The 26,468-nt window shown below is 62.8% G+C and carries 17 protein-coding genes; 7 read left to right on the top strand and 10 right to left on the bottom strand.

Going from position 1 to position 26,468, the window contains the following annotated elements; genetic code table 11:
- Positions 1–193: 193 nt before the first annotated feature.
- Genes BV82_RS21160 through BV82_RS21150 form a run of 3 tightly spaced genes read left to right on the top strand, consistent with a single transcriptional unit; the run spans position 194 to position 3,043 of the window.
- The gene (locus BV82_RS21160) at positions 194–568 is read left to right on the top strand and encodes a GtrA family protein (RefSeq protein WP_010221006.1); all 375 of its coding nucleotides are present in this window, start codon (positions 194–196) and stop codon (positions 566–568) included.
- Positions 565–1,530, top strand: a complete 966-nt coding sequence (locus BV82_RS21155; protein WP_010221007.1) for a glycosyltransferase family 2 protein — start codon at positions 565–567, stop codon at positions 1,528–1,530. The genes BV82_RS21160 and BV82_RS21155 overlap by 4 nt, the downstream gene beginning before the upstream one ends.
- Positions 1,517–3,043 carry a glucosyltransferase domain-containing protein gene (locus BV82_RS21150; protein WP_244993527.1) on the top strand — a complete coding sequence of 509 codons (1,527 nt, stop codon included), beginning with the start codon at positions 1,517–1,519 and terminating at the stop codon, positions 3,041–3,043. Before BV82_RS21155 ends, BV82_RS21150 begins: the two co-directional genes overlap by 14 nt.
- 14 nt (positions 3,044–3,057) lie before the next feature.
- On the opposite strand, the gene BV82_RS21145 is transcribed toward BV82_RS21150, so the two are convergent.
- Positions 3,058–4,677, bottom strand: coding sequence for an FMN-binding glutamate synthase family protein (locus BV82_RS21145; RefSeq protein WP_036996665.1), 1,620 nt, complete (start codon positions 4,675–4,677; stop codon positions 3,058–3,060).
- 89 nt (positions 4,678–4,766) lie between these two features.
- Positions 4,767–9,056, bottom strand: a complete 4,290-nt coding sequence (locus BV82_RS21140) for a DEAD/DEAH box helicase (protein ID WP_036996664.1) — start codon at positions 9,054–9,056, stop codon at positions 4,767–4,769.
- 227 nt (positions 9,057–9,283) lie between these two features.
- Between BV82_RS21140 and BV82_RS21135 the strand changes: the two genes are divergently transcribed.
- The gene (locus BV82_RS21135) at positions 9,284–9,697 is read left to right on the top strand and encodes an NUDIX hydrolase (protein WP_010221012.1); all 414 of its coding nucleotides are present in this window, start codon (positions 9,284–9,286) and stop codon (positions 9,695–9,697) included.
- Between the two features lie 22 nt (positions 9,698–9,719).
- Positions 9,720–10,358 carry a LysE family translocator gene (locus BV82_RS21130; protein ID WP_010221013.1) on the top strand — a complete coding sequence of 213 codons (639 nt, stop codon included), beginning with the start codon at positions 9,720–9,722 and terminating at the stop codon, positions 10,356–10,358.
- 3 nt (positions 10,359–10,361) lie between these two features.
- Here the strand turns inward: BV82_RS21130 and metR are convergent, their stop codons facing one another.
- Complete coding sequence (gene metR, locus BV82_RS21125; RefSeq protein ID WP_010221014.1) at positions 10,362–11,279, bottom strand: transcriptional regulator MetR; 918 nt, start codon at positions 11,277–11,279, stop codon at positions 10,362–10,364.
- A gap of 110 nt (positions 11,280–11,389) precedes the next feature.
- Here metR and metE point away from each other — a divergent pair, with 110 nt between their 5' ends.
- Entirely contained in the window at positions 11,390–13,699 is a 2,310-nt protein-coding gene (gene metE, locus BV82_RS21120) for a 5-methyltetrahydropteroyltriglutamate--homocysteine S-methyltransferase (RefSeq protein WP_036996663.1), read from the top strand.
- A 44-nt stretch (positions 13,700–13,743) separates the two neighbouring features.
- Here metE and BV82_RS21115 read toward each other — a convergent pair whose 3' ends face one another.
- Positions 13,744–19,344 (bottom strand): dermonecrotic toxin domain-containing protein, encoded by a 5,601-nt coding sequence (locus tag BV82_RS21115; RefSeq protein ID WP_036996662.1) that lies wholly within the window; start codon positions 19,342–19,344, stop codon positions 13,744–13,746.
- Between the two features lie 200 nt (positions 19,345–19,544).
- Between BV82_RS21115 and BV82_RS21110 the strand changes: the two genes are divergently transcribed.
- Positions 19,545–20,537, top strand: a complete 993-nt coding sequence (locus BV82_RS21110; protein ID WP_036996661.1) for an alpha/beta fold hydrolase — start codon at positions 19,545–19,547, stop codon at positions 20,535–20,537.
- Positions 20,538–20,633: 96 nt separating this feature from the next.
- Here BV82_RS21110 and BV82_RS21105 read toward each other — a convergent pair whose 3' ends face one another.
- From BV82_RS21105 to BV82_RS21080, 6 genes are all read right to left on the bottom strand, one after another.
- Positions 20,634–20,960 (bottom strand): GlpM family protein, encoded by a 327-nt coding sequence (locus BV82_RS21105; protein ID WP_162471122.1) that lies wholly within the window; start codon positions 20,958–20,960, stop codon positions 20,634–20,636.
- A gap of 33 nt (positions 20,961–20,993) precedes the next feature.
- Positions 20,994–22,319, bottom strand: coding sequence for a two-component response regulator AauR (gene aauR / locus BV82_RS21100; protein ID WP_010221019.1), 1,326 nt, complete (start codon positions 22,317–22,319; stop codon positions 20,994–20,996).
- The gene (gene aauS, locus BV82_RS21095) at positions 22,316–24,223 is read right to left on the bottom strand and encodes a two-component sensor histidine kinase AauS (RefSeq protein WP_036996660.1); all 1,908 of its coding nucleotides are present in this window, start codon (positions 24,221–24,223) and stop codon (positions 22,316–22,318) included. The genes aauR and aauS overlap by 4 nt, the downstream gene beginning before the upstream one ends.
- A 65-nt stretch (positions 24,224–24,288) precedes the next feature.
- Positions 24,289–25,023, bottom strand: a complete 735-nt coding sequence (locus BV82_RS21090) for an amino acid ABC transporter ATP-binding protein (protein WP_010221022.1) — start codon at positions 25,021–25,023, stop codon at positions 24,289–24,291.
- Complete coding sequence (locus BV82_RS21085) at positions 25,020–25,688, bottom strand: ABC transporter permease subunit (RefSeq protein ID WP_162471123.1); 669 nt, start codon at positions 25,686–25,688, stop codon at positions 25,020–25,022. Before BV82_RS21085 ends, BV82_RS21090 begins: the two co-directional genes overlap by 4 nt.
- Positions 25,685–26,431 (bottom strand): amino acid ABC transporter permease, encoded by a 747-nt coding sequence (locus BV82_RS21080; RefSeq protein WP_010221024.1) that lies wholly within the window; start codon positions 26,429–26,431, stop codon positions 25,685–25,687. Before BV82_RS21080 ends, BV82_RS21085 begins: the two co-directional genes overlap by 4 nt.
- Positions 26,432–26,468: the final 37 nt, after the last annotated feature.

The raw sequence follows: 26,468 nt of genomic DNA, 5'->3' as shown, positions 1-26,468 counted from the left end.
GGGCGGGGGGCAGGGTGGCGGTAATCGTTGGCAATTGCAAAGGGGGCTTATTACTGAATGTCTCTATTCGCCCGTTGCGCGGCAGACCGTTGATCGAAAATCACCCGTACCTGTCAGTTTGGGTAGTAGACGAATTTCGGCTTACGTGGCCTGCTTGGATTCAGCCGCAACAGCCATCGAGGCGCGACGCGCAATGGCCAACGTATGGAAAGGATTTTCCACCTATGCCGTGATCGGTATTGCCAATACCCTGGTCCATTGGCAGCTTTTTTTCGTGCTCAGGGTAGCGTTCGAGTTCAGCCAGGCCTTGAGTAATTTTCTGGCGTTTTGCGTGGCGGCGACGCTGTCCTTTTACGTCAATACCCTCTACACCTTCGTCGTCCCGCCCTCGATCGGGCGCTATCTGTTGTTCATGTCCTGCCTGGGAGGTGTCAGCCTGGCAGTGGGGTGGCTGGGCGACCACTGGCGGCTGCACGGGATGATCACAGTCGTGAGCTTTTCCCTGATCAGCCTGACCTGCGGCTTCTTGCTGTCCAAGTGGGTGGTCTTTCACAGGTCCGAGCCATGAAGGTTTCACTGATCGTGCCAGTGTTCAACGAAGAGCAGGCCGTCAGCCTGTTTTACCAGGCGGTGCGTCAGGAGACCTCGTTGCAAGCCCACTGCATCGAAATCGTGTTCATCAACGATGGCAGCAGCGACGGCACGGCTGAAGTCGCCCGCTCCATCGCCCTGGCCGACAGTGACGTGGTGTTGATCAACTTCTCGCGTAACTTCGGCAAGGAACCGGCCCTGTTCGCCGGCCTGGAATATGCCAGCGGCGATGCCGTGGTACCCATGGATGTCGACCTGCAAGATCCGGTTGAAGTGATATCGCAACTGATCGAGCAATGGTGCAAGGGCGCTGATGTGGTATTGGCCAAACGCCGGGATCGCTCCAGCGATGGTTACCTGAAACGCCGCAGTGCCTCGCTGTTCTATCGCCTGCTCAATCGCATCGCCTATACCCATATAGAAGAAAACGTCGGCGATTTCCGCTTGATGGACCGCAAGGTGGTGGACGTAATCAAGACCCTGCCAGAACAGCAACTGTTCATGAAGGGCGTGCTGTCGTGGGCAGGGTTCAACGTTGCCATTGTTGAATACGACCGTGCGCCGAGGGCTGTGGGCCGCAGCAAGTTCAACGCTTGGCGGCTATGGAACCTGGCGCTGGACGGCATTACCTCGTTCAGCACCTTGCCCTTGCGCCTGTGGAGTTACCTCGGCGCGTGCATCTCGTTGCTGGCGTTGCTGTATGCCGGTTACCTGGTGCTGGACAAGATCCTGTTTGGCAATGATGTGCCCGGGTATCCGTCCTTGATGACAGCCATTCTGTTCCTCGGCGGGGTGCAACTGATCGGCATCGGCATATTGGGGGAATACATCGGCCGAATTTACATGGAGGCCAAACATCGGCCCCGCTACGTGGTGAAAGAGATCGTGAAGGCCAATGTCACGACCTATCGAAAGGAGACCAAGCGTGCAGGGGAATGAGCGGGCGTTAAGTCAGAGCCACGTGCTGTTGTTTTTTGTCGTTCTGTCCTTTGTTTACGTGTTCCCCATTGTTCGCGCCGATTATGCCTATGTGGATGATAATTGGCGGGCATTGCTCCAGGCTCAGGACGCCTGGCGCAACCAAGGCAGGATCTTGCTTGAGGGTCTGTACCGGGCGCTGACCTTCAGCGAGGCAACGATCAATATTTTCCCGCTGCCCTTGTTGATCAGCGTTTTTGCCCTGGCCTTGGCGATGGCGCGCCTGACCTTCTGGCTGTTTCCGCGTCCCGGGATTACCAGCTGCCTGGTGATCCTGCCGGTGTTATGCAACCCGTTTTTCCTCGGCAACCTGACCTACCAATATGATGGTCCAGGGATGGTGCTGGCGCTGGTCGCGGTCATTTGTGCAATCACCTGCCGGATTGAGCGGCGCTCTGTTCGCGGGTTGCTGGCGGCCCTGTTGATTGCCGTCGCGCTGAGCCTCTATCAGTTGACCATCAGCCTGTTTATCGGCTTGTGTATTGTCGAGTATATCCGTGGCGTAAAAGACAAGGTTGCGGTCCAGGCATTGCTGGTGACGCTCGTGGAGCGTGTCGTGCAATTGATAGTCGGCGGCCTCATCTATTTTTTTACCGCTTACCAACTGGCTATCGATACGCGGGGCAACCACCTGCCTTTTGATCAGCAGTGGTTCGAAGTGGTGTGGCAGAAGTTCTGCTTCTCCATGCAGATGCTGGGCTTGCTGACAGCGTCTGCCGGCAATGGAGTCGCGGTTGCCCTGCTACTGGGCGCAAGTGCCGGGTTTGTTTTGCTGATGAGCAATATCCCTCAGATGCAAGGGCGGCTATCAGGCAAGCTTGGTGTTGCACTGCTTTACCTGCTCGGCCTGGTGGTGCTGGTCTGCAGCGTGCCGGGCATGATGCTGTTTGTCGCCGAGCCCAACCTTGAGGCCAGAAACTTCATCGGCTTTGCGGCAGTCCTGGTGTTGCTGTTTTTTCTCAATCACGAGTTGTTTGGGCGGGTCTGGCCGGGATTGCGCTGGTTGTTGATCATGCCAACGCTGTTCATGTTTGCATTCAGCTATGCCTACGGGCAGGTCATCATTGCCAAGAAAGAGCTCGAGTCAGCCATGGCGCATTACATTGCCAATGACCTGGTATCGCGAAGTGAGCTACGCAGCGTAACCAAGTACTACTACCTGAGGGCGCCCGGTGACGGTAACTGGTTGCCTAGAGGTCACGGCGCCATGACCCAAATGCCGCTCCTGAGATACATTCTGAGTGGCTCCAACTCAGTGTTGCACGCTCAGTTTTTCCCGCGCTTGGGGATCAACAATGTCATCGGCGGTGAGCATTCGGTCTTTGCTCAACTGGCGGCGTCAGGACGCGTGGGGGCACCGTTGGTGGACAACAGGTTTTATTCGATCTACGTGGCCGGTGCGCAGGGCTTCATTGTCATGAAGCCCATACAGGAAGATGAAAACTACAATCAGCACTGGCCCGCTGTCCCCTAGCGCATTGCCGGTCCTCAGGCCGCAGCCACCTCCTGTGGCTCGAAACTGTCCGCCCGGGCCATCTGCCACATCCGCGAATAGAATTCGCCATTGACCTCGCCGCTGAGCAATTCCCCCGGTTTGAGGAACACGTGCATCTGCGAGAACAGCTTGATCTCGGTGGCCGAGATGCGCCGCACCAGGTGCTTGGCTTCCAGTTGCGAGGGGTGATCGAGGCCGGCGGCGGCGAGCATTTCGGCCAGGGCCTTGAGGGTGTTGTGGTGGAAGTTGAGTACCCGCTGGGCCTTGTCGGGTACCACCAGGGCGCGCTGGCGCAGCGGGTCCTGGGTGGCGACGCCGGTCGGGCATTTGTTGGTGTGGCAGCTTTGCGACTGGATGCAGCCGATGGCAAACATGAAGCCTCGCGCCGAGTTGGCCCAGTCGGCGCCGATGGCCAGGACGCTGGCGATGTCGAAGGCGCTGACGATCTTGCCGCTGGCGCCAAGCTTGATCTTGTCGCGCAAATTCAGGCCCACCAGGGTGTTGTGCACGAACAGCAGGCCTTCGCGCAGCGGCACGCCGATATGGTCGGTGAACTCGACCGGCGCGGCACCGGTGCCGCCTTCCTTGCCGTCGACGACGATGAAGTCGGGGAGGATGCCGGTTTCCAGCATGGCCTTGGCAATACCCATGAACTCCCACGGGTGACCGAGGCAGAACTTGAAGCCCACCGGCTTGCCGCCGGACAGCTCGCGCAACTGGGCAATGAACTGCATCATCTCGATCGGGGTGGAAAAGGCGCTGTGACGCGACGGCGAGATGCAGTCTTCACCCATCATCACCCCGCGGGTTTCGGCGATCTCGCGGGTGACCTTGTGCTTGGGCAGGATGCCGCCATGGCCGGGTTTGGCGCCCTGGCTCATCTTGATCTCGATCATCCGCACCTGCGGGTTGCGCGCTTGTTCGGCGAAGCGCTCGGGGTCAAAGCGCCCGTCCGAGGTGCGGCAGCCGAAGTAGCCGCTGCCCAGCTCCCAGGTCAGGTCGCCGCCGTGCTCGCGGTGATAGGGGCTGATGCTGCCCTCACCGGTGTCGTGAGCGAAGTTGCCCAGCTTGGCGCCCTGGTTCAGGGCGCGAATGGCATTGGCGCTGAGCGAACCGAAGCTCATGGCCGAGATGTTGAACACCGACGCCGAGTACGGCTGTGTGCACTGCGGGCCGCCGACGCTCACCCGAAAGCTCGACGGGTCGCTCAGCGGCGCCGGGCGCATGGAGTGGCCGATGAACTCGAAACCGGACTGATAGACATCGATCAGGGTGCCGAAGGGTTTGTCCGATGCTTCGTTCTTGGCCCGCGCATACACCAGTGAGCGCTGCGCCCGGGAAAACGGCAGGGCATCGCTATCGGCTTCCAGCAGGTATTGGCGGATTTCCGGGCGAATGCCTTCGACCAGGTAGCGAATGTTGCCCAGGATCGGGTAGTTGCGCCGTACCGCGTGACGGCTTTGCAGCAGGTCGCCCAGGCCAATCAGGCTGAGCACGGCGGTCACCAGGGTGAACGGCCACAGCCATTCGTGGTGGAGGAAGGGCAGGCTGGCCAGGGTGAACAGCACACAGGCAGCGAAGAAGGCGTAGCGGCTGAGAAGTGACAGGCTCATACGGTTTCCTTGCGATGGCACGGTCAGGCTCAGGGCCTGGACAAACCTCGACCTTAGCCCGGTTGGGGTTTCCAGCGCCAGCCCGCAGCTCACGTCACCAGGGCGGCATCGCGGATCAGGCGGTCGCGCCACTCCCCGTGCTGCGCCCGTTCATCGTCGCCGCTGAACTGAACCTTGCCGGCAATCAGTGTCGCGACCGGCACACCGTCCAGATAGAGCAGGCGATTGCCACTGACGGCGGGTACCTTGTTGCCTGGCAGCAGGGTGCCGACCAGGTTCAGCGGGTCGCTGGCGCTGACCGCGACCAGGCTGGCATCCAGCGGCCGCCGGCGTACTTCACGCAGCAGCGCCACGGCCTCGGGCAAGGCGAACTGCTCGCCGGCCAGGCCGCTGATAAAGCGCCCGCCACGGATCTCGCCACGGGCCTCCAGGCGGTGGTAGCAGCGCAGCAGCTCGCGCCAGCTGGGCAGCCAGTCGGCCTCGCGTTCGAGCAAGCGCCAGCAGATCACACCGTAGCGGCGCAACAAGGTGCGGGCAATGTGTTCGAGGTCGTCGTCACGCTTGTCCCCGGGCTTGCGCAGCAGGGCCCAGCGCCCGGCGTCTTGCATGCCGCCAAACAACGGCCCGCGACCGCGTCGATGGCTGCGGCCCTGGCGTTTGCTGGCCGGGGTGATCAGGGCGCGCAGGCCAGCGAAGCTGTCGGCGCTGATCAACCCGGCGGCCACCAGCTCCTGCAGGGCGCTTTCCAGTTCGCTGGGCAGCAAGTGGGCGTCGTGCACCAGTTCGTCGAAGAACAAGGCGCCGTATTCGCTCAGCACGCTGTGCACGCGCTGGGCACGCAGGCTTAGCGCGCGGCTGTCCAGCGCCGGGCTCAGGGCGCGCCACAAGCCCAGGCGGGTACGTGGCAACAGCACCAGCGGCGTGCTGCGCAGCGTGCTGCTCGCGGCACTCGGGGCCAGGCGCGCCCAGGCGTATTTACCGGCGCGGCAGGCTTCGTCGAGCCAGCGCGGGCTGTAGTCCTTGAGCCGGGTGGGCAGCAGGTCGCTTTCCCAGGCCGCTGCAGCCGCGGGATAGCCTTCGAACTGGTCGAGCACGGCACTCAGCGCCGCCTGGCCTTGCAGGCGAGCGGTGGGCGACAGGTGCTGCCAGTCGAACAGAAAGCGCATGAAGTCCTGCAGGCTGACCGGCTCGATTTCCCGGCGCAGGCGCTTGATGGTGTAGCGATGAATGCGCGCCAGCAGGTGCCGCTCGCACCATTGCAGCGCTTGCTGGCTCGGCTGAAAGTACCCGCGCATCACGTAGCCTTCGCCTTCCAGGCGGGCCAGGGCTTGCTCGATGGCGCTGGCTGACAGGTGCAGCGGGGCGGCAATCTGCTCGCTGGTCAGCGGGCCGAAACCGCTCAGGCGCGCGCGCAGCAGCTCGACCAGCGCCGCCTCTGCGTCCATGGCTTGATCAAAGCCGGGCAGCGCCGCGACCTCGGGTGTCAGGGCCGCCTGCGGGTACAGGGCGCGCAGCAGCACCAGGCGTTCGCGGGCCAGCCACAATGCTTGATCGCTGGCCAGTTGCAGGCGGCAGGCGCGGCCTTCCTTGGCCAGCGCCGCCAGCCAGGCCTGCCAGCCGTGATTGGCCTCGGCTTCGGCCTGGCTGATACAGGCCAGGCTCATCAAGGCTTCATGCATTTCATCGCCGCGGGTGGGTGTGGGCCAGGCTTCGGCTTGCACGGCGGCGATGGCTTGCGGGTCCAGTGCGCCCAGGTCATCGCTGCTCTGTGCCTCGTTCCAGCGCCGGTTGAGCACGGCCTGGGTGCGCCGTTCTTCCAGCGGTGCATCATCCAGAAAGGTATAGGGCCGGGCGTTGAGAATGGCCGAAGCCAGCGGCGAGGGGGCCGGCAGGTCACGGGCAACCAGGGTGATCCGGCCTTGCTCGATACGCCGCAGCAGCGCCAGCCAGCCTTCGCTGTCCATCGCCTCGTGCAAGCAGTCGTCGAGGGTCTGCTCGACCAGTGGGTGATCGGGAATCTGCCGTTCGCCGGCGAGGTTTTCCAGGCAGGCGATCTGGTCGGGGAACACTGCGGCAATCAGGTCTTCGCTTTTCATCCGCTGGATCTGCGGCGCCACCTTGCGCCCGCCGACAAAGCGCGGCAGGGCCAGTGCGGTGCCGGCGTTCCAGCGCCAGCGCACGCCGAACAGCGGCGCATCGAGCAGGGCCTGGATCAGGATCGGCTCGGCGCTGTTGCTGTGCAGGTACCGCCAGACCTCTTCCAGGGCAAAACTGTGGCTGGCCGACAGCGACAGGACAATCGCGTCTTCACTGGCCGCAGCCTGCAGTTCGAAGTTGAAGGTACGGCAGAAACGCTTGCGCAGGGCCAGGCCCCAGGCGCGGTTGATGCGGCTGCCGAACGGTGAATGGATGATCAGCTGGGTGCCGCCGGATTCGTCGAAAAAGCGCTCCATCACCAGGGTTTGCTGCGAGGGCAGGGCGCCGAGCACCTGGCGGGTGTGGGCCAGGTATTCAAGCAGCTGTTCGGCGCTGTCCAGGCCCAGGCCCAATTCTGCAGTGAGCCAGTCGAGCAGCGGTTGCCGCTGGCCATCGGTATCGCTCAGGCGCTGGTCGATCTCGCCTTGCAGGCGCGCGACGCCCGCGGACAGCTCATCACTGCGCCCCGGCGCTTCGCCGAGCCAGAACGGGATGCTCGGCGGCAGGCCCTTGGCGTCCTCGACCCGCACCCGGCCGCTTTCCACCCGCAGGATGCGGTAGGAGGCATTGCCCAGCTGGAAGATATCGCCGGCGATGCTTTCTACCGCGAAGTCTTCGTTGACGCTGCCGATGTTCAGGCCCTGAGGTTCGAGCAGCACGCTGTAGTCGGCGTTATCGGGGATGGTGCCGCCGCTGGTCAATGCCGTCAGCTGGCTGCCACGGCGCCCGCGCAGGGTGCCATTGAGCGCATCGCGGTGCAGATAGGCACTGCGGATGCCCTGGCGGCCATTGAAGCCTTCGCCGAGCATGCGCAACAGCGCCTGGTAATGGCCTTGATCCAGTTCGGCATAGGGCATGGCCCGACGCAGGCAGTCGAACAACGCTTGCTCGTGCCACTCCTGGCTGCTGACTTCGGCGACGATCTGTTGCGCCAATACGTCCAGCGGGGCTTTTGGCACATGCAAGTGGTCCAGCTCGCCGCGGCGCACGCAGTCGAGCAGGGCTGCGCATTCGATCAGGTCATCGCGCGACAGCGGGAACAGCCGGCCTTTGGGGGTGCCTTCGAGCTGATGCCCGGAGCGCCCGACCCTTTGCAAAAACGTGGCAATCGAGCCGGGCGAGCCGATCTGGCAGACCAGCTCGATTTCACCGATATCGATGCCCAACTCCAGCGAGGCCGTGGCCACCAGTACCTGGAGCTCACCGCGCTTGAGTCGTTGCTCGGCGTCCAGGCGGTGTTCCTTGGCCATGCTGCCGTGGTGCGCGGCCACTGCGTCACGGCCCAGGCGTTCGCTCAAATGACGGGTCAGGCGCTCGGCCAGGCGCCGGGTGTTGACGAACACCAACGTGGTGCGATGCTCGCGGGCCAGGGCCGCCAAGCGGTCGTAAACCCGCTCCCAGACATCGCTGGCCATCACCGCCCCGAGCGGCACCGGCGGCACTTCCAGACCCAGGTCGCGGGGGCGGGCATGGCCGATATCGACGATGGCGCAGTCGCGCGCCTGGCCCACCAGAAACTGTGCCACCCGCTCAACCGGGCGTTGCGTGGCTGACAGGCCGATGCGCCGCAGTGGCCGCTGGCACAGTGCCTCAAGGCGCTCCAGGCTCAGGGCCAGGTGACTGCCGCGCTTGTTGCCGGCCAGGGCATGGATCTCGTCGACGATCACCGTGTGCACGCTGGCCAGGCCCAGGCGCCCGGAGGCCGAGCCGAGCAACACATACAGCGATTCGGGGGTGGTGACCAGAATGTGCGGCGCCTGGCGGCGCATGGCCGTGCGTTCTTTCTGCGGGGTATCACCGCTGCGCACCGCCGTGCGGATTTCCAGCGACGCGTGGCCTTGTTCGGTCAGGACCGCGTTGATCCCGGCCAACGGCGCCTGCAGGTTGATCCGGATATCATTGGACAGCGCTTTGAGCGGCGAGACGTAGACCACCTGGGTCTGGTCCGGCAGATTTCCACTGGCCAGGCCCTGTTCGAACAGCTCGTCGAGGATCGCCAGGAAGGCCGTCAGGGTCTTGCCTGAACCGGTAGGCGCTGTGACCAGCAAGGATTGCCCGCTGCGAATCAACGGCCAGGCCCGGGCCTGGGCGGCGGTTACCGTCGGGAACTGGCGCTGGAACCAGGTGCGGACCGCGGGGTGGAAAGCGTCCAGTTCCGGGTGCTTGCGGGCGGGGAGGTTCATGGGCTGTTTATGCGGCCATTGATGCGGGGTTGCAAGGGGCGTTCGTCAGACTGGCGTGTGGGAACAGCTGGCTGGAGTGGGAGCGGAATGCACCACCTCTGTTGGAGCGGGCTTGACCCACGATGCAGTCGCACAGGCCAACCTGATCGCGGGGCAAGCCCGCTCCAACATTGAAAGGCCCTCGCCAACATGTGATCCTTGCGCGCCTTCCCGTCCATGAGCGTCCCATGAGCAAAACCATTCGCATCGCCGCCGCCCTTCTGCTCGACCCGCAAGGCCGTACCCTGTTGGTGCGCAAGCGCGGCACCCAGGCGTTCATGCAGCCTGGGGGCAAGATCGAGGCCGACGAGCAGCCGGTCAATGCCCTGGCTCGCGAGCTGTTCGAAGAGCTGGGCCTGGCGATCGAGCCGCAGGACGCCGAGTTTCTCGGCCAGTTCAGTGCCCCGGCGGCCAACGAGCCGGGTTTTGTCGTCCAGGCCGACCTTTTCAAGGTGCACTCCGCCATGCCGGTCGAGCCTGCCGCTGAAATCGAAGAGGTGGTGTGGGTGTCGGCACGCAAGCCGTTGACCCTTGAGCTGGCCCCGCTCACACGGGACTTGATTCTGCCCCTGTACCGGCAGTTAACTACAACCCCTGTCTGATCCCACTTGCAAAGGAATGCCGATGATCCCTACTCACGAATGGTTGCTGTTTATCGGCGCCGCGCTGTTGATGGTCCTGACCCCGGGGCCGAACATGATTTATTTGATTTCCCGTTCGATCTGCCAGGGCCGCACGGCCGGGGTAACCTCGTTGCTCGGGGTGGTGGGCGGTTTTCTGGTGCACATGAGCGCCGCAGCCATTGGCCTGACCGCCTTGTTCATGGCCGTGCCGCTGGCCTACGACCTGCTCAAGTGGGCCGGTGCCGGCTACTTGATGTGGCTGGCCTGGCAGGCAGTCAAGCCCGGTGCCCGCTCGCCGTTCGAGCCCCGTGAACTGGCCCCGGACTCCCCGCGCAAGCTGGTGCTGATGGGCTTTCTGACCAGCGTACTGAACCCCAAGGTGGCGGTGTTCTACCTTTCGGTGCTGCCGCAGTTCATCTCGCCGGAAAACGGTTCGGTGCTGGCGCAGAGCCTGGCCCTGGGCCTGACCCAGATCGCCGTGAGCTTCTCGGTCAACTTGCTGATCGCCCTGTTCGCCGCCGGCATTGCCGGCTGGTTCGTGCGTTATCCGCTGTGGTTGATGCTGCAGCGTTACGTCATGGGCTTCGTCCTGGCTGGCCTGGCGCTGCGCCTGGTGCAGGAGCAACGCCGGGTCGCGTGAGGCTCACCGTACTGCGCTGACGCCGTCGAGGGTGGAGAACGAGGTGTCCTTGGCGGTCAGCAAAAAGTCGCGCATGTACGGCGCATCGAGCATGTCGCTGCGCACTGCCGCGTACAGCGTGGCAAACAGGCCCTTTTCACCCAGGCGCTTGGCCTTCACGTAGCCGCGTGAGCTGTACTCGTGCAGGGCCCAGTGCGGCATGCCGCAGACCCCGCGACCGCTGGCCACCAGTTGCATCATCATCACCGTCAGCTCCGCCGTGCGCACCTGCGCCGGCTCCACGTCGGCCGGCTCCAGGAAGCGGGTGAAGATGTCCAGGCGGTCGCGTTCCACCGGGTAGGTGATCAGTGTTTCCGTGGCCAGGTCCTGCGGCACCATGTACGGCTTCTGGGCCAGGGGGTGCTGGTTGGCCACGGCGAGCATGGCTTCGTAGGTGAACAGCGGCACGTAGGTGATGCCGCTGAGCTCCAGCGGGTCGGAGGTCACCACCAGGTCCAGGTCCCCGCGGGCCAGGGCTGGCAACGGCGCAAAGGCAAAGCCCGAGGCCAGGTCCAGCTCGACTTCCGGCCAGGCATCGCGGAACTGGTCGATGGTCGGCATCAGCCACTGGAAGCAGCTGTGGCATTCGATGGCCATGTGCAGGCGCCCGGCGGTACCACCGGCCAGGCGCGCGATGTCGCGCTCGGCGCCGCGCAGCAGCGGCAGGGTGGCATCGGCCAGTTGCAGCAGGCGCAGCCCGGCGCTGGTGAAGCGGATTGGCTTGGTCTTGCGCATGAACAGCGGCATGCCCAGGCGTTCTTCCAGCTCCTTGAACTGATGGGACAGCGCCGACTGGGTCAGGTGCAGGCGCTCGGCGGCCTCGACCAGGCTGTCGGCTTCGCGCAGGGCGTGCAGGGTTTTCAGGTGGCGAATTTCCAGCACCGGGGGGCTCCATGAATAAACTTTGAGATGAACACGAATTTATTGAGTTTGTCTCATGTTGCTCTGGCTGTCGACAATAGCGTCATCTTTTACAGGGAGGACGTTTTCTCATGGCATTGGCCCACAACCTTGGTTTCCCGCGCATCGGCGCTGACCGCGAACTGAAAAAAGCGCAAGAAGCCTACTGGAAAGGCGATCTCGACCAGGCTGGCCTGGAGGCTGTTGGCCGCGAACTGCGCGCCCGCCACTGGCAGTTGCAGAAGGACGCCGGGATCGAGCTGCTGCCGGTCGGCGATTTTGCCTGGTACGACCAGGTACTGACCCACTCGCTGACCTTCGGGGCGATCCCCGAGCGCTTTGCCCAGGTCACGGGCGCCAATGGCCTGCCGACCCTCGACACCTTGTTCGCCATGGCGCGCGGTGCCAGTACCTGCTGCGGCGCCAGCCACGGCCAGACGCAATATGCGCAAGAGCTGACCAAGTGGTTCGATACCAACTACCACTACCTGGTCCCGGAATTCAGCGCCGACCAGCGCTTTTTGCTCAGTTGGGAGCAGCTGTTCGAAGAAGTTGCCGAAGCCCAGGCCCTCGGCCACGCGGTCAAGCCGGTGCTGATCGGCCCGCTGACCTACCTGTGGCTGGGCAAGGCCAAGGGCGGCGAGTTCGACAAGCTCGACCTGCTCGAGCGCCTGTTGCCGGTCTATGGTGAAATCCTCAGCCGCCTGTCCCGCCAGGGCGTGGAGTGGGTGCAGATCGATGAGCCGATCCTTGGCCTGGACCTGCCGCAGGAATGGAAGAATGCCTTCGAGCGGGCCTATCACATCCTCCAGTACTCACCCCTGAAGAAGCTGGTTGCCACCTACTTCAGCGGCCTGGAAGACAACCTCGGCCTGGCCGTCGGCCTGCCGGTGGATGGCCTGCATATCGACCTGGTGCGCGCAGCGGAGCAACTGCCAGCGGTGCTTGATCGCCTGCCGACCTATAAAGTGCTGTCGCTGGGCGTGGTCAACGGCCGCAACGTCTGGCGCTGCGACCTGGACAAGGCCCTGGAGCAACTGCAGCAAGCCCAGCAACGCTTTGGTGCCAACCTTTGGGTAGCCGGTTCCTGCTCGCTGTTGCACAGCCCGGTGGACCTCGGTCGTGAAGACAAGCTCGACGCCGAACTGAAAGGCTGGCTGGCCTTTGCCGTGCAGAAGTGCGAAGAAATCGCCGTGCTGGCCAAGGCCCTGGATACCCCGCACCTGCCGCTGGTGCAGAACGCCTTGAGCAATAGCCGCGCCGTCCAGCGCAGCCGCGCCGAGTCGCCGCGCATTCACAAGCCCGAGGTTCAGGCCCGGCTGGCAGCGGTTACCGCAGCAGACAGCCAGCGTCAGTCAGCCTTTGCCCAGCGTATCGAAGCGCAGCGCAAGCGCCTGCAACTGCCGGCGTTCCCGACCACCACCATTGGCTCTTTCCCACAGACCTCGGCGATTCGCCTGGCGCGTCAGGCCTACAAGCAGGGCAAACTCTCGGCCAACGACTACACCGATGCCATGCACAGCGAAATCCGTCATGCCGTGCAGGTGCAGGAGCGCCTGGGCCTGGACGTGCTGGTGCACGGCGAAGCCGAGCGCAACGACATGGTCGAGTACTTTGCCGAGCAACTGGACGGTTACGCCTTCACCCGCTTTGGCTGGGTCCAGAGCTATGGTTCGCGCTGCGTGAAACCGGCGATCATCTACGGTGATCTGAGCCGCCCGCAGCCGATGACCGTGGCCTGGATCGAATACGCCCAGGGCCTGACCAGCAAAGTCATGAAAGGCATGCTGACCGGCCCGGTGACCATGCTGATGTGGTCCTTCCCGCGTGAAGATGTGTCGCGCAAGGTCCAGGCCGAGCAATTGGCCTTGGCCATCCGCGACGAAGTCCAGGACCTGGAAGCGGCCGGCATCAAGATCGTGCAGATCGACGAAGCGGCGTTCCGTGAAGGCCTGCCGCTGCGCCGGGCGCAATGGCAGGCGTACCTGGACTGGGCTGTGGAAGCGTTCCGCCTGTGCTCAAGCGGTGTACGTGACGAAACCCAGATCCACACCCACATGTGCTACAGCGAGTTCAACGACGTGATCGAGGCCATCGCGGCCATGGACGCTGACGTGATCACCATCGAGACTTCGCGTTCGGACATGGAGTTGCTGGACGCCTTCGAAGCCTTCGACTACCCCAACGACATCGGTCCGGGCGTCTACGACATTCACTCGCCACGGGTACCGGACACCGGCGAGATGGTCAAGCTGATGAGCAAGGCGGTCAAGCGTATCCCGGCCGAGCGCCTGTGGGTCAACCCGGACTGCGGCCTGAAGACCCGCGCCTGGCCGGAGACGGAAGCTGCGCTGGTGAACATGGTGGCGGCGGCGCGGCAATTGCGCAGCGAGCTGGCGTGAGAGACGCAACGGCGAGCCCTCTGGCTCGCCGTTGCAGTTAGAGATTACAGACCGGCGAAGTACCGGTTTGCGGTTCGCTGGTTTATTGCGCCACGCCAGATGTCGTCCGGCGTGCTACTGGCACTTGCCTGGGCTTGCTGCCACTGCGGCCCCTTCTTGCGGTCCACCGCCCGTTTGAGATGGGCGGCACTGAAGTTGTCGAACGGTGTATCCAGGCCACGGTAATGGAAGTGGGCGTACCACAGCACAGGCTCGCCGGCAGATTTCAAGTCACGAATCTCGTACTCCTGCAGGTAATCGCGGGCTTTGAGCATCTGGCGCTCTCCCAGTTTGTGAATGCTGATCTGCTGCTGATCATCGAGGTAAGCAAGATGGCCTTCATTGGGGCGAGGGCTGACCTTTATCTGCTCAATGCGCAGCTGGATGCCATCCAGGCGCAACTGTGCCGCCTGGGTGCGCAGTGCTTGCGTATCCGTCGCGTTGCCGCCTAGCGCTTCGATTCGCGCTGCACAGCTTTCAAGCTCATTGGCCTTGGCGATCATCATGTCCTCAAAGTCCGCCGGCAGGGTGTCTGATCTGATATAGCCACGCACCCGCTGACGGAAACTGTCCAGCCCTTGGATCAGTTGTGTAGCGGTCTGCTTGAGGTTGCGCAGTTCATGAGGTCGTGCCGACGTCGCAAGCACCTGTGGCCGCCACCGTTCACCCACAGGTTCAAAACGCCTGACGGCACTACCTTCAGCGCTATGCACGGTAATCCGCTCGGGAGCATTGCGGCTGGCCGGAGTGTAATCGCCGATGTAGTAGTGGTTGTCCTCTGTCTGGAAAAGGCGCGGACTGCTGTTTTGTCCACGGTTAGGGCGTAGGCCGGGCAAACGCTGGACCGCCTTGTCGCTCTGCAGGATCAACTTGTCGAGATTGTCGTACAGCTTCCCCAGGTAGTGCTCGTCAAACAGTTCCGGAAAGCTGGCGTTGGTGCTTTGCAGTTCTAGTTTGTATTGGCGGTAGATACGCTGGGCTTCGGTTTGGATCGTCAGACGTTGAGGTGCACTGCTTTGTACTTCTGACAATCCCGACAAGGTTCCCTGTATCATTTGCACTTCGTCTTCGATGGTTTGTAGTCGCCCTGTGTAGAACTCTGCGAAGACTGAGGTATTGGCGTATCTTTGTGCCAGGACCATCAGGTGCGAGGTGTTGTGGAAGGTAATGAACGCGTCATTGAAGTATTTCTCCAGCCGCTGGTACGAGTTTTTGAGGAGCTCGTGACTTTCGACCTCCTGCAGGTACTCTGCCGCGCCCTCAAAGCGTTTTCCCAGGCTTGAGAGTTTTTCCCTGAACTGGCTATTGGCTTCATTCAATCGTGTGTCGAATAAGACGGGGTCGTTCTCGAGGCGTTGAACGGCCTGGATGCTGTCGGAAAACTCCGACTTGATGGTCTCCAGCCGCCTCTTGAAATCTGCGCGATTTTTTATTTCAGGTTGAATTGGAGCTTTTGCCAATGGGAACCAGTTCCCGAGTTCCCGTTTTTGCTCAAGCATCTGCTGCTTGCCATCCACGACCCTCAGCGATTTGCTGCGCAGTTCCCGCAACAGGGGGGCTCGATCAACAAGATCGTTCAGGTCCTGCAGCTGTATGCGAATCGTCAGTGATTCATAGAGGCTGCGCAACGTCTCCTCCCTGGACAGGGTGATCAAATTCAGCGTTCGATCACATATAACTCTGGCTGTACGTGCCTTTTGCGTTAGGGCCCTTTGCTTCTCCGCCTTGAGACTGATTTTTTGTAACTCATCCCAGGTGTTATAAGCCTTTTTCGCCGCTGCTATATCTGCCTGGCAGTTTGCTTTCATTGTCGCCAGTGAAGCCTGCCGGGCTTGTAGGCTGGCGTTCTCGAACACCTCGAAACTAGCGTTGGTGCGTGCCAATGCGGTTTGAAGCCGAGCTTCCTCCTTCAGGGACTCTACCGTCAGCATGCGTTGGCGACGATAGTGGCGGTCCACCCAGGTGCGAGGCAGTCGCTCGCGAATGGCGGTTGGCCAATAGGGCTCCAACACATCGACCATATGTCCGAGTATCTGCCCGCCACCCGAACCGCCGCCACGCAGGTGCACGCCATACAGCGAGAAATGGGTGTCCCATTGGCCGTTTTCATTGAGCGCGATGTTTTTCCGCCAGGTCTTGAACTGGGTGCCGCGCAGACGCCAGGTGTGTTCCGTCTCCAGCCATTCCACCTGGCAGGGGCGGTCGCCCACCAGGATGAAATCACCCTCGGCGTGTTGGTAGATGCCTTTGTATTTGCCGCGGCGGCCCGGCTCGATCCCGGCCAGCGACAACGGCGCCTGATATTCATAGCCTTCAAAGCGCGACAGGCGTCGGGCGCTGCTGGCGCCGCTGGGCGCAAAGCCCGCCGCCGGGCCTGCCTGCAACAGCTGCTGTTGGCGCTGACGGGTAAGCTGGCGGGCGCTCAGGGCCTTGAGGGGCAGGCTTGGCGCCAGGTCGATGGCAGCATCGACGAACGCCAGCAGTACCTGTTGCAACGCCTCCAGCGCCTTGTACACCTCATCCTGGCGCAACGCGCTGACCAGCCGGGCACTGGACTCGAAGAAGTCGTAGACGCTGATGACGGTCCCGATCACCGGAATGAAGCCCAGGGCCATCTTGATGTAGTTGAAGATCATGCCGCTCTGGTAGGCGAAGTTTTCCAGCCACAGGTCGCGGTTCGAGCGCGAGGTCGCGCGATGGGCTTCGAGTATCCGGCCACCCTGGGCGTCGAGCAGGTGCTGGGCCAGTGAGGTGGTCGAGGGCCAGGCCGTGCCCAGGCCGATAATGCCGTCGAAGCGATGTTCGATAGCCAGGCGCATCCGCGAGCGGTGGGCATCCGGATTGCCCAATAAGGCGCGCCCGGCCAGGTAGTCGATTTCGCCGCTTTGCTTGCTCAGTTCATACAAGCCCAAGCGGGCGTCTTTCAGGCTGCTGTACTGGCGCACCAGGCGGGTGGGGTGGTCGGGACGGTAGAGCAGGGTGATGCCGCTGTTCTGGTCGCTGACAAAGGTCACCCCGGACAGCGTAGTGCCGTAGCTGTCGGTATCCTTGCCACCTGCAGTCAGGCGAGCGGGGATCAGGCGTATGTTGTGACCGTCAGCCAGGTAGGCCGCCGCGCTGTCGGCGTCGATGGCGATGTTGAAAATCGTCTGGCCCCTGTCGTCCAGTTCGCCCTTGGCCCTGGCCTGGACACTGTGCAGCTTGAGCATCTGGCGAAAAGGCTCGCCCAGGCATTGGCGCCGGTAGGCCCGGGGGAACGCGCTTTCGTGAGTGCCGCGATACACCTCGATGATCTTGTTTTCATATTGCTGGGCCAGGTCAAGGTCGATGGCCAGGCCGCTCAGGTAGTTGGTATTGATGCTGTCCTTGAGCTGTTGAGCAAGCACCTGATTCGATGTCTTGAGCTTCAGCTTGAGAAAACTCAGGCGCTCTTTCATGGCCTCGTCGATGTTGTCCAGCAGCAGGGTATCCAGCGCCAGGTCGACCCATTTGTTGCTGGGTCTGAGCGTCGGCTTGGGGGCAATGCCCTGGGGGCTGGTGCTTTCAACCAGAAGGGGCACCCACGAGGTGCTCTCTGGCAGGTAGAGGGTGATGGGGCTGTCATCGTAGTCGGGGAAATCCTGCTTCAGGCGTTGGCTGATGAGCTGGCGGCAGAACAGTTCGCGGTGGGGCAGGTCGCGGGCGACCAGGGCCTGGGCGCGGTGCATGGCGGCGATGAAACCGAGGGTACCGGCCTTGAGCGTCGCGCGATCGCTGGCCGACAGCTTGTCCAGCCAGTCCAGGGAAATACCCGTCAACGTGGCACTGGTTTCCTGTGCCTGGATCAGCTTGAACGCGTACTCGCGTGCGGCGTGGCGGGGGACTTGCAGGCGCCGGGCCAGTGCTTCGTTCACCGCCGCGGGCGATTGCTCGGTGGTCAGCGCGGCCTTGGCCTGGCTCAAGTGATGGCCCAGAACCACGGCCAGGACATCGCCGGTCACCGGGCTCAGGCTCAGTGACTGCCCGTTCGGGTCGTTGATGGCGAAGCAGCGGGCAAGTTCCGCTTGGTTGGCGCAGCGCAGCAGCCCGCCGGCTTCACCCGGCCAGTACACCAACAGGCTCTGCGGGTTGTCATCGTCCTGCAGGGTCACCACCAGGCAATCGTGGAGCGTGGTGCTGGTACGGGTTTCGACGCCATCAACCATTGATGTCGAATCGAGCACTGGATACGCCGCGACAAGGCTGGAGCCCAGGCGGGGGAAGGTGTCGGGCTGATCGAGAAGGCTTTCGAGCCACCTCAATTCCTCGTTATCGATTTGCCCCAGCAGGTTCTGGAAGCGGGCATGGGCGCGCAAGCCCTGGTAATGAGCCGTGAGCAGCGCAGCACTGGCGGCGGGGGATTCGTCGGTGTGCCAGGTGTCGGCCTTCAGTTGTTGCTCGATGGCCTCTTCAGCCTCTTGGCAGGCCGCACTCAGCGCATTCTGATGGTCCTTGAGCGCTTGCAGGTCGGTTTCGGCAATGGGGGTCATCAGTGCCTGTTGGGCGCTGATCTGTTGCAGGCGGATGGGGTAGGGAATGTCGAGGCTCAAGCTGCCAAAGTCGTAGAACGAACGCTGCGGCGCGTCCTCGCTGTCGGTTGATTCAATGGCAGGCGGCAGGCTGAAGACGCTTGGATTGCGCTGTTGGCTATCGACCCAGTGGACCATCGACAGCGCAAGCTCGCCAAACTGGCGGATATCGGCCCCGGGTTTGAAGTCCAGCGCGCTCAAGCGTTCATTAAGCAGGCTGTTGAACAGTGGGGTGAAACCGGCCGAAAGGTTTTCATGGCTTTCATAGCTGATGCTGGAGGCGGTGGTGCCGAGGGCTGTTTCCAGATCCGTCGGCGATGCATGGCTAGTGAAGCCGCTGTCGGGGCGATACAGCATCAGGTGCGATTCGCCTTCGATCTTGAACAGCAGCGCCCCCGGTATTATCTGTTCGTCTCTCGAAACGGTCTGGATCTCGATACCGTGCTGGCTATGCCATTCAGGGTTGTCGAGCACGCCATTGACCGCGCGCTGCTGTTGCGTATCGAATTGGCCGGTTGCCAGCGCCACATCCCAACAGGCCTTGAGCACCTCCAGGTACTGGTTCTGGGCATGGGTACGGCGGCTGACGGCGGTGTCCGAGGCTCGCGCTTGCCAGTAATGATCCCATTGCCGCCGGAGCGCTGCGGGAAGGTCCAGCTGCGCAAGCCTGGCGAGCAGTTGCGTGGGTGTCAGGCGCAAGGTCGGATGATCGGGCCCAGGTCCCGTCACCTGGGCGTGCTGGTCGAGGTCGGCGGGCGGCTGGGGATACTGGCGCGTGTGTACTGCCAGGGCGACCAGGCTGACATCGCTGTCGTGCATAGCGGAGATGCGAAATCGCAGGGCAGTGCTCAGCGGGTCGACTCCCAGCTGTTGGCGTACCAGATCCTGGAGTGTCTGGTACACGCCGGGGGCTTGTGCAAGCAAAGTGGCGAAGGTATCGCGATGATCTTTCCAGCGCTTGCTGGCATCGAGCAGCAAGGTGCTGTCGCGGGGTTTGGCTGGAATGAAATCTATAGGGGAAAAGGTCAGGGGTTCGAAGGTTTCTGGCGAGTCGCTCATGGCAGTATCCCGAATGTGAAGTGATGCCGGGAGTGGCGTTCACATTGGGCGCGAGGTTGAGCCGGTGGGTGCGGTACATAAGTAGGGCGGATTGCCGTCGGGCGGCATTCATCAAATTGTCATGCAAGTGTGGCAGCGCGCTTGAACGAACTTCATCAGACTTGCGCTCTACTGGGGATTTGCATTCTGGTGTTTCGCTCATGCGTTTTTTTTGGTTTTTATTCGTTGTTCTTTTTGCCCAAGGTGTTCATGCGGCATCGCGTTGTGACGTCAATGTGCCGGTCCAGCGCGCCGAGCTCTCGCAGGTCAGCCTGGCTTATCAAAGCATCGGTCGTGAATCGGACCCGGCCCTTCTGCTGGTCATGGGCTTGGGCGGGCAACTGATCCACTGGCCGGATGAAGTGGTGGTCGCGCTCTGTCAGCAGGGCTTTCGGGTGATCCGCTACGACAACCGCGATGTCGGCCTGTCCAGCTGGAACCAGGCGCCCGACGACGCCAACCTGGCCTTCGAACTGCTGCGCTACAAGCTCGGCCTGCCGGTGGCCGCGCCTTACACCCTGAGCGACATGGCCGTAGACGGTCTGGGGCTGATGGATGCCCTGCAGGTGCGGCGCTTTCATGTCATGGGCGTGAGCATGGGCGGGATGATCGCCCAGCACCTGGCGGCGCAGGCGCCGGAGCGGGTCGAGAGCCTGACCTTGATCATGTCCAGCTCCGGTGCCCAGGGCTTGCCGGCACCGAGCCCGGCGCTGGTGCAGTTGCTGGCCCGGCGTGGCGCGCCGAATCGCGAGGTGGCACTTGAGCAGCAGGCAGACCTGCTGGCGGCCCTGGGTAGCCCCGAGGTCGAGGATGACCGCCAGGCGCTGCTCGAACAGGCGGCGATTGCCTATGACCGCGCCTTCAATCCCGAGGGGGTCAAGCGCCAGATCATGGCGATCCTGGCCGAGCAAAGCCGCGTCCAGTTACTCAACAACCTGCGCCTGCCAACCCTGGTGGTGCACGGCACCGCCGACCCGCTGCTGCCGGTGATGCACGGTGTGCACCTGGCAGCACATATCAAGGGCAGCCAGTTGCAGCTGATCCCAGGCTTGGCCCATCGCTTTCAGGAGCAGTTCAAAGGGCCGCTGCTGGGTGCGGTGTTGCCCTATCTGAAGATGCAACGGCTGGCCGATACCCATCTGGCGGTGTACTGATCGCGGGGCAAACCCGCTCCTACAGGATCGGCATGCACCGGATTTTGTGGGAGCCGGTCTTGCCGGCGATGGGCTGCGAAGTAGCCCCCAAGCGCTTTAATGCAGCCTTACCCAGACACCCACCAGCACCGTCGCCGCCACCAGCCAGGCCACGGCCGCCAGGGCCAGCGACGCCTCCAGGCGCAGGCGATCGACCAGCAGGTACAACGCCGCCAGGTAGACGAAGTAGGGGATGATCGACCACATGCCGAACAGGATGGTGGTCTTCAAATCGTCCAGTGACCGGCCCTTGCCGACGATGTAGTGGGCGATCAGGGCGAAGGTCGGGAACAGCGGCACCAGGCCGGCAATATAGTAGTTGCGCGTTTTCGCCAGGGCGGCAAGGATCACCACCACGGCAGCGCCCAGGCAGGCTTTGAGTATCAGGTCCACGTGTCATTCCGTCTCAGCACCGGGTTAGCCCAGGCCATACTTTTTCACTTTGTCGAACAGCGTGGTCTTGGCCATGCCCAGCTCCTGGCTGGCCTGGCTGAGGTTGCCGCCGGTACGCTGCAGGGCATCGCTGAGCAGGTTGCGCTCGAACGCCTCGACCGCTTCGGCAAAGCCCAGGCCCTGGTTGGCGCTGGCCCCGGCCTTTTTGAACGCCGGCAAGCCCAGCGCGTAGCGTTCAGCGACGTTGCGCAATTCGCGCACGTTGCCTGGCCAGTCGTGCGCCATCAGCCGCGACAGGGTCTGGCTGTCCAGTTGCGGGGTTTCCCGGTCGAAGCGCAGGGACGATTGCTGCAGGAAGTGCTCGAACAGTTGCAGGATGTCTTCGCGGCGCTCGCGCAGGGGCGGCAGCTCCAGGGTCACCACGTTGAGGCGGTAGTACAGGTCGCTACGGAACTGCCCGCTGTGGCCCAGGGCGTTGAGGTCGGACTTGGTGGCGGCGATCACCCGGCAGTCCACGGCAATGCTCTGGTTCGAGCCCAGGCGCTCCAGGGTGCGTTCCTGCAGTACCCGCAGCAGCTTGATCTGCAGGTTGAGCGGCATGCTTTCGACTTCGTCGAGGAACAGGGTGCCGCCGTTGGCGTGCTCGATCTTGCCGATCCGGCGTTTGCCGGCACCGGTGAAGGCGTTGGCCTCGTGGCCAAAGATCTCGCTCTCGAACAGGTTCTCCGGCAGGCCGCCGCAGTTGAGCGCCACGAACGGCGCGCCCTGGCGGCGGCTGAAATCGTGCAGGCAGCGGGCGACCAGTTCCTTGCCGGTGCCGGTCTCGCCTTCAATCAGTACGTTGGCTGAAGTATCGGCGACGTTGGCGATCAGTTCGCGCAGGTTCTGCATGGCTGGCGAGCGGCCAATGATCCGCCCTTCAAGGGTGCTTTGCCCGGCCAGTTGGCGGCGCAGGGCGAACACTTCACGGGACAGGCCACGTTGCTCCAGCGCACGACGCACCACTTCGACCAGGCGTTCCGGGGCGAAGGGCTTTTCCATGAAGTCGTAGGCGCCGTTGCGCATGGCGCCGACCGCCATGTCGATATCGCCGTGGCCGGTGATCAGTACCACCGGCAGGCTGCGGTCGCGGGCCTTGAGGCGGCTGAGCAGTTCCAGGCCATCGATGCCGGGCAGGCGGATATCGCTGACGACGATGCCGGCGAAGTCATCACCGATGCGCTGCAGGGCTTCTTCGGCGCTGCCGACGCCTTCGCAGGCGATGTCTTCCAGGGCCAGCGCCTGCTGGCAGCCGAGCAGCACATGCGGGTCGTCTTCGACGATCAGGACGGTAAGGGGCGCTTGGTTCATAGGGACTCGGCTGATTCTGTGGGGGCATTGGCCAGCGGCAGGCTGAGCACGAACGCGGTACCGCCGCTGGCGGGGTGTTCGACGCTGAGGCTGCCCCTGGCGGCGGCGGCGAGGCTGGCAGACAGGGTCAGGCCCAGGCCAAGGCCGTGCTCTCCCGGTTTGGTGGTGAAAAACGGTTCGAACAGGTGCTTGCGCGTTTCGTCATCGATGCCGTGACCATTGTCGCGCACCCGCAGGCGGTACTTGTCACCCTGCAACTCGCCCTCCAGCCACAACTGCGGCATGGGTTGCGCGGCCATGGCATCAAGGGCGTTGCCGATCAGGTTGACCAGGATCTGCTCCAGGCGGGTCTGGTCGATGGCCAGCGTCGGGTCCGCGTAATTGCTGTGCAACTGCAAGTGGCAGCCGGCGATGCGGTTGCCCAGCACCTGCAGGCTGGCCTCGACGGCCTTGCTCAGCGAGGCCTTGCCGCTGTCTTCACCGCGGCGGGCGAAGGAGCGCAGGCTGGCAGTGATACGGCCCATGCGGTCGATCAGGTCGTTCATGGTGCGCAGGTTGGTGCTGACGGTTTCCAGCGCGCCGCGTTCGAGGAAGCGCACGCTGTTGCCTGACAAGGTGCGCAGGGCGGCCAGCGGCTGGTTCAGTTCATGGGCGATGCTGGTCGACATCTGGCCGATGGCTGCCAACTTGCCGGCCTGGACCAGTTCATCCTGAGCGTGGCGCAAAGTCTGTTCGGCATGCCGGCGTTCGCGGATCTGGCCCTTGAGGCGTTCGTTGCTGGCGCGCAGGTCGGCAGTGCGTTCGGCGATCTTGCGTTCCAGTTGGCTGTTGGCCTCTTCCAGTGCTTCACGGGCGGCCAGGCGGGTGGCGATCACCTTGCGCCGTTCGTTCCAGGCGATCAGCAAGATCGCGAGCAAGGCCAAGGCAACGCCGACCAGAATGCCCTGGACCATGGATTCGCGGCGCAGGTCCTGCAGGGGCGTGAGCAAGGTAAAGTGCCAGGGCGTGTCGCTCAGGCGCCGGGTTTGCGCCAGATAAGCCACTTCGCGGCGGCCATCGCCGAGTTCGGCATTGGCCGGGAAGCTCAGCTTCTCGACACCGTCGGCGATTTTTTCCCGCGACAGCGGTTGCAGTTCATTCAGCGGCCACCAGTAATATTGCAGGCTGCGGGCCAGGCGTTCCTTGATTTCCGGGGTCAGCGGGCGCACCGACTTGAGTCGCCGCGCCGGGTCGCTGGAGAGGATGATGATGCCGTTCTCGTCGCTGACAAAAGCCTCGAGGCGGGCCCGCTGCCAGCGTTCTTCCATGGCTTCCAGGCGCACCTTGATCACCGCCACGCCAATGATCTTGCCGTGTTCTTCCAGGCCGTGGGCAAGGAAATAGCCAGGCTCCCCGGTGGTGCTGCCAATGCCATAGAAGCGCCCGGGCTGACCGCGTACGGCATCCTGGAAATAGGCGCGGAACGACAGGTCTTCGCCGAGGAAACTGTCGATATCGCGCCAGTTGCTGGTGGCCTGGACCCGGCCGCTGGTGTCCAGGACAAAGATCGCCCGACTGCGGCTGCGCCGGTTCAGGCCTTCGAGGTATTCGTTGACCGCCTGGCGGTGTTCGCCGTCGGGTTCGGTCAGCAGGCTGGAAACGCTGCTTTCCAGTTCCAGCAAGCTTGGCAGGTAGGTGTACTTGCTGATTTCGCTCTCGACCGCGCGCGCGTGCAGCTCGAGCTGGCGCTCGCCGTTTTCGCTCAAGGTGCGGATGCCGTTGTGTTCGCTGATCATGAAGCCGGCCACACCCAGGCCGATCATCAGCAGGATGATCAGTGGCGGTAACAGCAGTTGGCGGATCAGACGGGGTTTCACGGCAAGGGCAGGCTTGGCAGGGCGAAAGAGCGTAGGGTCGCATTTCATCACAGTAGCCTTGGTACGACCAGCACGCTCTGCCGGCGTGCACCGGACAGAGCGTGATGATCACCTCAGTGTTGCAGGATCTTGCTGAGGAAGTGCTGGGTACGCTGGTCGCGTACGCTCTGGTCACCAAAGAATTCTTCCTTGGTGCAGTCTTCGATGATGCTGCCCTTGTCCATGAAGATCACCCGATTGGCGACCTTGCGGGCAAAGCCCATTTCGTGGGTCACGCACATCATGGTCATGCCTTCGTGAGCCAGTTCGACCATTACGTCGAGTACTTCGCTGACCATTTCCGGGTCCAGTGCCGAGGTCGGTTCGTCGAACAGCATGACGATCGGGTCCATCGACAGGGCGCGGGCGATGGCCACACGCTGCTGCTGGCCACCGGACAGTTGCCCCGGGTGCTTCTTGGCGTGGGCACTGAGGCCGACGCGCTCAAGCAGGGCCAGGCCCTTCTTGGTTGCTTCGGCTTCACTGCGGCCCAACACCTTGCGCTGGGCAATGGTCAGGTTCTCGGTGATGGTCAGGTGTGGGAACAGCTCGAAGTGCTGGAACACCATGCCGACCCGCGAGCGCAGCTGCGGCAGGTTGGTCTTGGGGTCGGCAATCGAGGTGCCATCGACGACGATGTCACCCTTCTGGAAGGGCTCCAGGGCGTTGACGCACTTGATCAGGGTCGATTTGCCCGAGCCCGACGGGCCGCAGACCACGACCACTTCGCCTTTCTTGACCTCGGTGTTGCAGTCGGTCAGAACCTGGAAGTCCCCGTACCACTTGTTGACGTTCTTGATGGAGATCATACGGTTATCCTTTTCTGCAGACGCTTGACCAGGAAGGAAGCGGAGAAGCTGATGACGAAGTACACGGCGCCGGCGAAGACCAGGAACTCATTGGAGCGCCCGATGATGTCGCCACTGGCCCGTGCCGAGTTGAGGAAGTCGACCAGGCCGACGGTGTACACCAGCGAGGTGTCCTGGAACAGGATGATGCTCTGCTGCAGCAGCAGCGGGGTCATCTTGCGGAACGCCTGGGGCAGGATGATCAGGCGCATGGTCTGGCCATAGGTCATGCCCAGGGCTTGGGCTGCGCCCATCTGGCCCTTGGAGATCGACTGCACGCCGGCACGGACGATTTCACAGAAATACGCCGCCTCGAACATCATGAACGCCACGACGCAGGAGGTGAAGGCCCCGACCGGGGTGTCTTCGCCGGTGATCCAGCGCAGTACGAACGGCACCGCCAGGTAGAACCAGGTGATGACCAGCAGCAGCGGAATGGAACGGAAGTAGTTGACGTAGGCGCCAGCAACGTTCGACAGCAGTTTGCTCGACGACAGGCGCATCAGCGCCAGGAGGGTACCGAGCACGATACCGCCGACCACGCCCATGACCATCAGTTGCAGGGTCATGACCATGCCGTTCCACAGGCCCGGCAGGGCAGGGATGATTCCACTGAAGTCCATTATTTGCCCCCCACGGAGATCAGGCCAGGCACGGCGACTTTCTTCTCGACCATGCGCATCAGCAGCATCAGGCCCATGTTCAGGGTGAAGTAAATCAGAGTGGCCAGGGTGAAGGCTTCAAACAGGTTGGCCGAGAACTCGGCGGTCTGCTTGGTTTGCGCCAGCAGTTCCATCAGGCCGATCAGCGAGGCCACCGAGGAGTTCTTGAACACGTTCAAAAATTCCGAGGTCAGCGGCGGAATGATGATCCGGTAGGCTTGCGGCAGCAGCACGTTCCAGTACACCTGCGGCAGGCTGAAGCCCATGGCGCGGGCGGCGGCTTCCTGGCCGCGGGGCAACGCCTGGATACCGGTACGCACCTGCTCGCAGACGCGGGCGGCGGTGAACAGGCCCAGGCAGACGACCACGCTGATCAGCGCCGAGGTGGTCGGGTTGAGGTCCTGCTTGTACCACTCCTGCAAGTTCTCGGGCAGCAGGTCTGGTACCAGGAAGTACCAGATGAACAGCTGCACCAGCAGCGGTACGTTACGAAAGAGTTCCACGTAGGCGGTGGCAATGCCCGACACCAGACGGTTCGGCACGGTGCGCATGACGCCGAGTACCGAACCCAGCAGCAATGCGATGATCCAGGCGGCGATGGCAATGGCGATGGTCCAGCCCAGGCCGGTGAGGTACCAGTCCAGATAGGTTTCGCTGCCCACGCCGGTGGACTTGAAGAATACGCCCCAGTCCCAGTTGTAATTCATCGGGATCTCCCCTCAGATCAGTTATTTCACGGGCACC

The sequence above is a fragment of the Pseudomonas donghuensis genome (assembly GCF_000696345.2).
In the GTDB taxonomy this organism is placed as follows: domain Bacteria; phylum Pseudomonadota; class Gammaproteobacteria; order Pseudomonadales; family Pseudomonadaceae; genus Aquipseudomonas; species Aquipseudomonas donghuensis.
The sequence above is the reverse complement of the archived record's forward strand: the minus strand, read 5'-3'. Positions and strand labels throughout refer to the sequence as shown.

Coding starts and splice junctions, on each gene's coding strand:
- BV82_RS21160 (WP_010221006.1), top strand. CDS start 194: ATGGCCAACGTATGGAAAGGATTTTCCACCTATGCCGTGATCGGTATT.
- BV82_RS21155 (WP_010221007.1), top strand. CDS start 565: ATGAAGGTTTCACTGATCGTGCCAGTGTTCAACGAAGAGCAGGCCGTC.
- BV82_RS21145 (WP_036996665.1), bottom strand. CDS start 4,677: ATGAGCCTGTCACTTCTCAGCCGCTACGCCTTCTTCGCTGCCTGTGTG.
- BV82_RS21140 (WP_036996664.1), bottom strand. CDS start 9,056: ATGAACCTCCCCGCCCGCAAGCACCCGGAACTGGACGCTTTCCACCCC.
- BV82_RS21135 (WP_010221012.1), top strand. CDS start 9,284: ATGAGCAAAACCATTCGCATCGCCGCCGCCCTTCTGCTCGACCCGCAA.
- BV82_RS21130 (WP_010221013.1), top strand. CDS start 9,720: ATGATCCCTACTCACGAATGGTTGCTGTTTATCGGCGCCGCGCTGTTG.
- metE (WP_036996663.1), top strand. CDS start 11,390: ATGGCATTGGCCCACAACCTTGGTTTCCCGCGCATCGGCGCTGACCGC.
- BV82_RS21115 (WP_036996662.1), bottom strand. CDS start 19,344: ATGAGCGACTCGCCAGAAACCTTCGAACCCCTGACCTTTTCCCCTATA.
- BV82_RS21110 (WP_036996661.1), top strand. CDS start 19,545: ATGCGTTTTTTTTGGTTTTTATTCGTTGTTCTTTTTGCCCAAGGTGTT.
- aauR (WP_010221019.1), bottom strand. CDS start 22,319: ATGAACCAAGCGCCCCTTACCGTCCTGATCGTCGAAGACGACCCGCAT.
- aauS (WP_036996660.1), bottom strand. CDS start 24,223: ATGAAATGCGACCCTACGCTCTTTCGCCCTGCCAAGCCTGCCCTTGCC.
- BV82_RS21090 (WP_010221022.1), bottom strand. CDS start 25,023: ATGATCTCCATCAAGAACGTCAACAAGTGGTACGGGGACTTCCAGGTT.
- BV82_RS21080 (WP_010221024.1), bottom strand. CDS start 26,431: ATGAATTACAACTGGGACTGGGGCGTATTCTTCAAGTCCACCGGCGTG.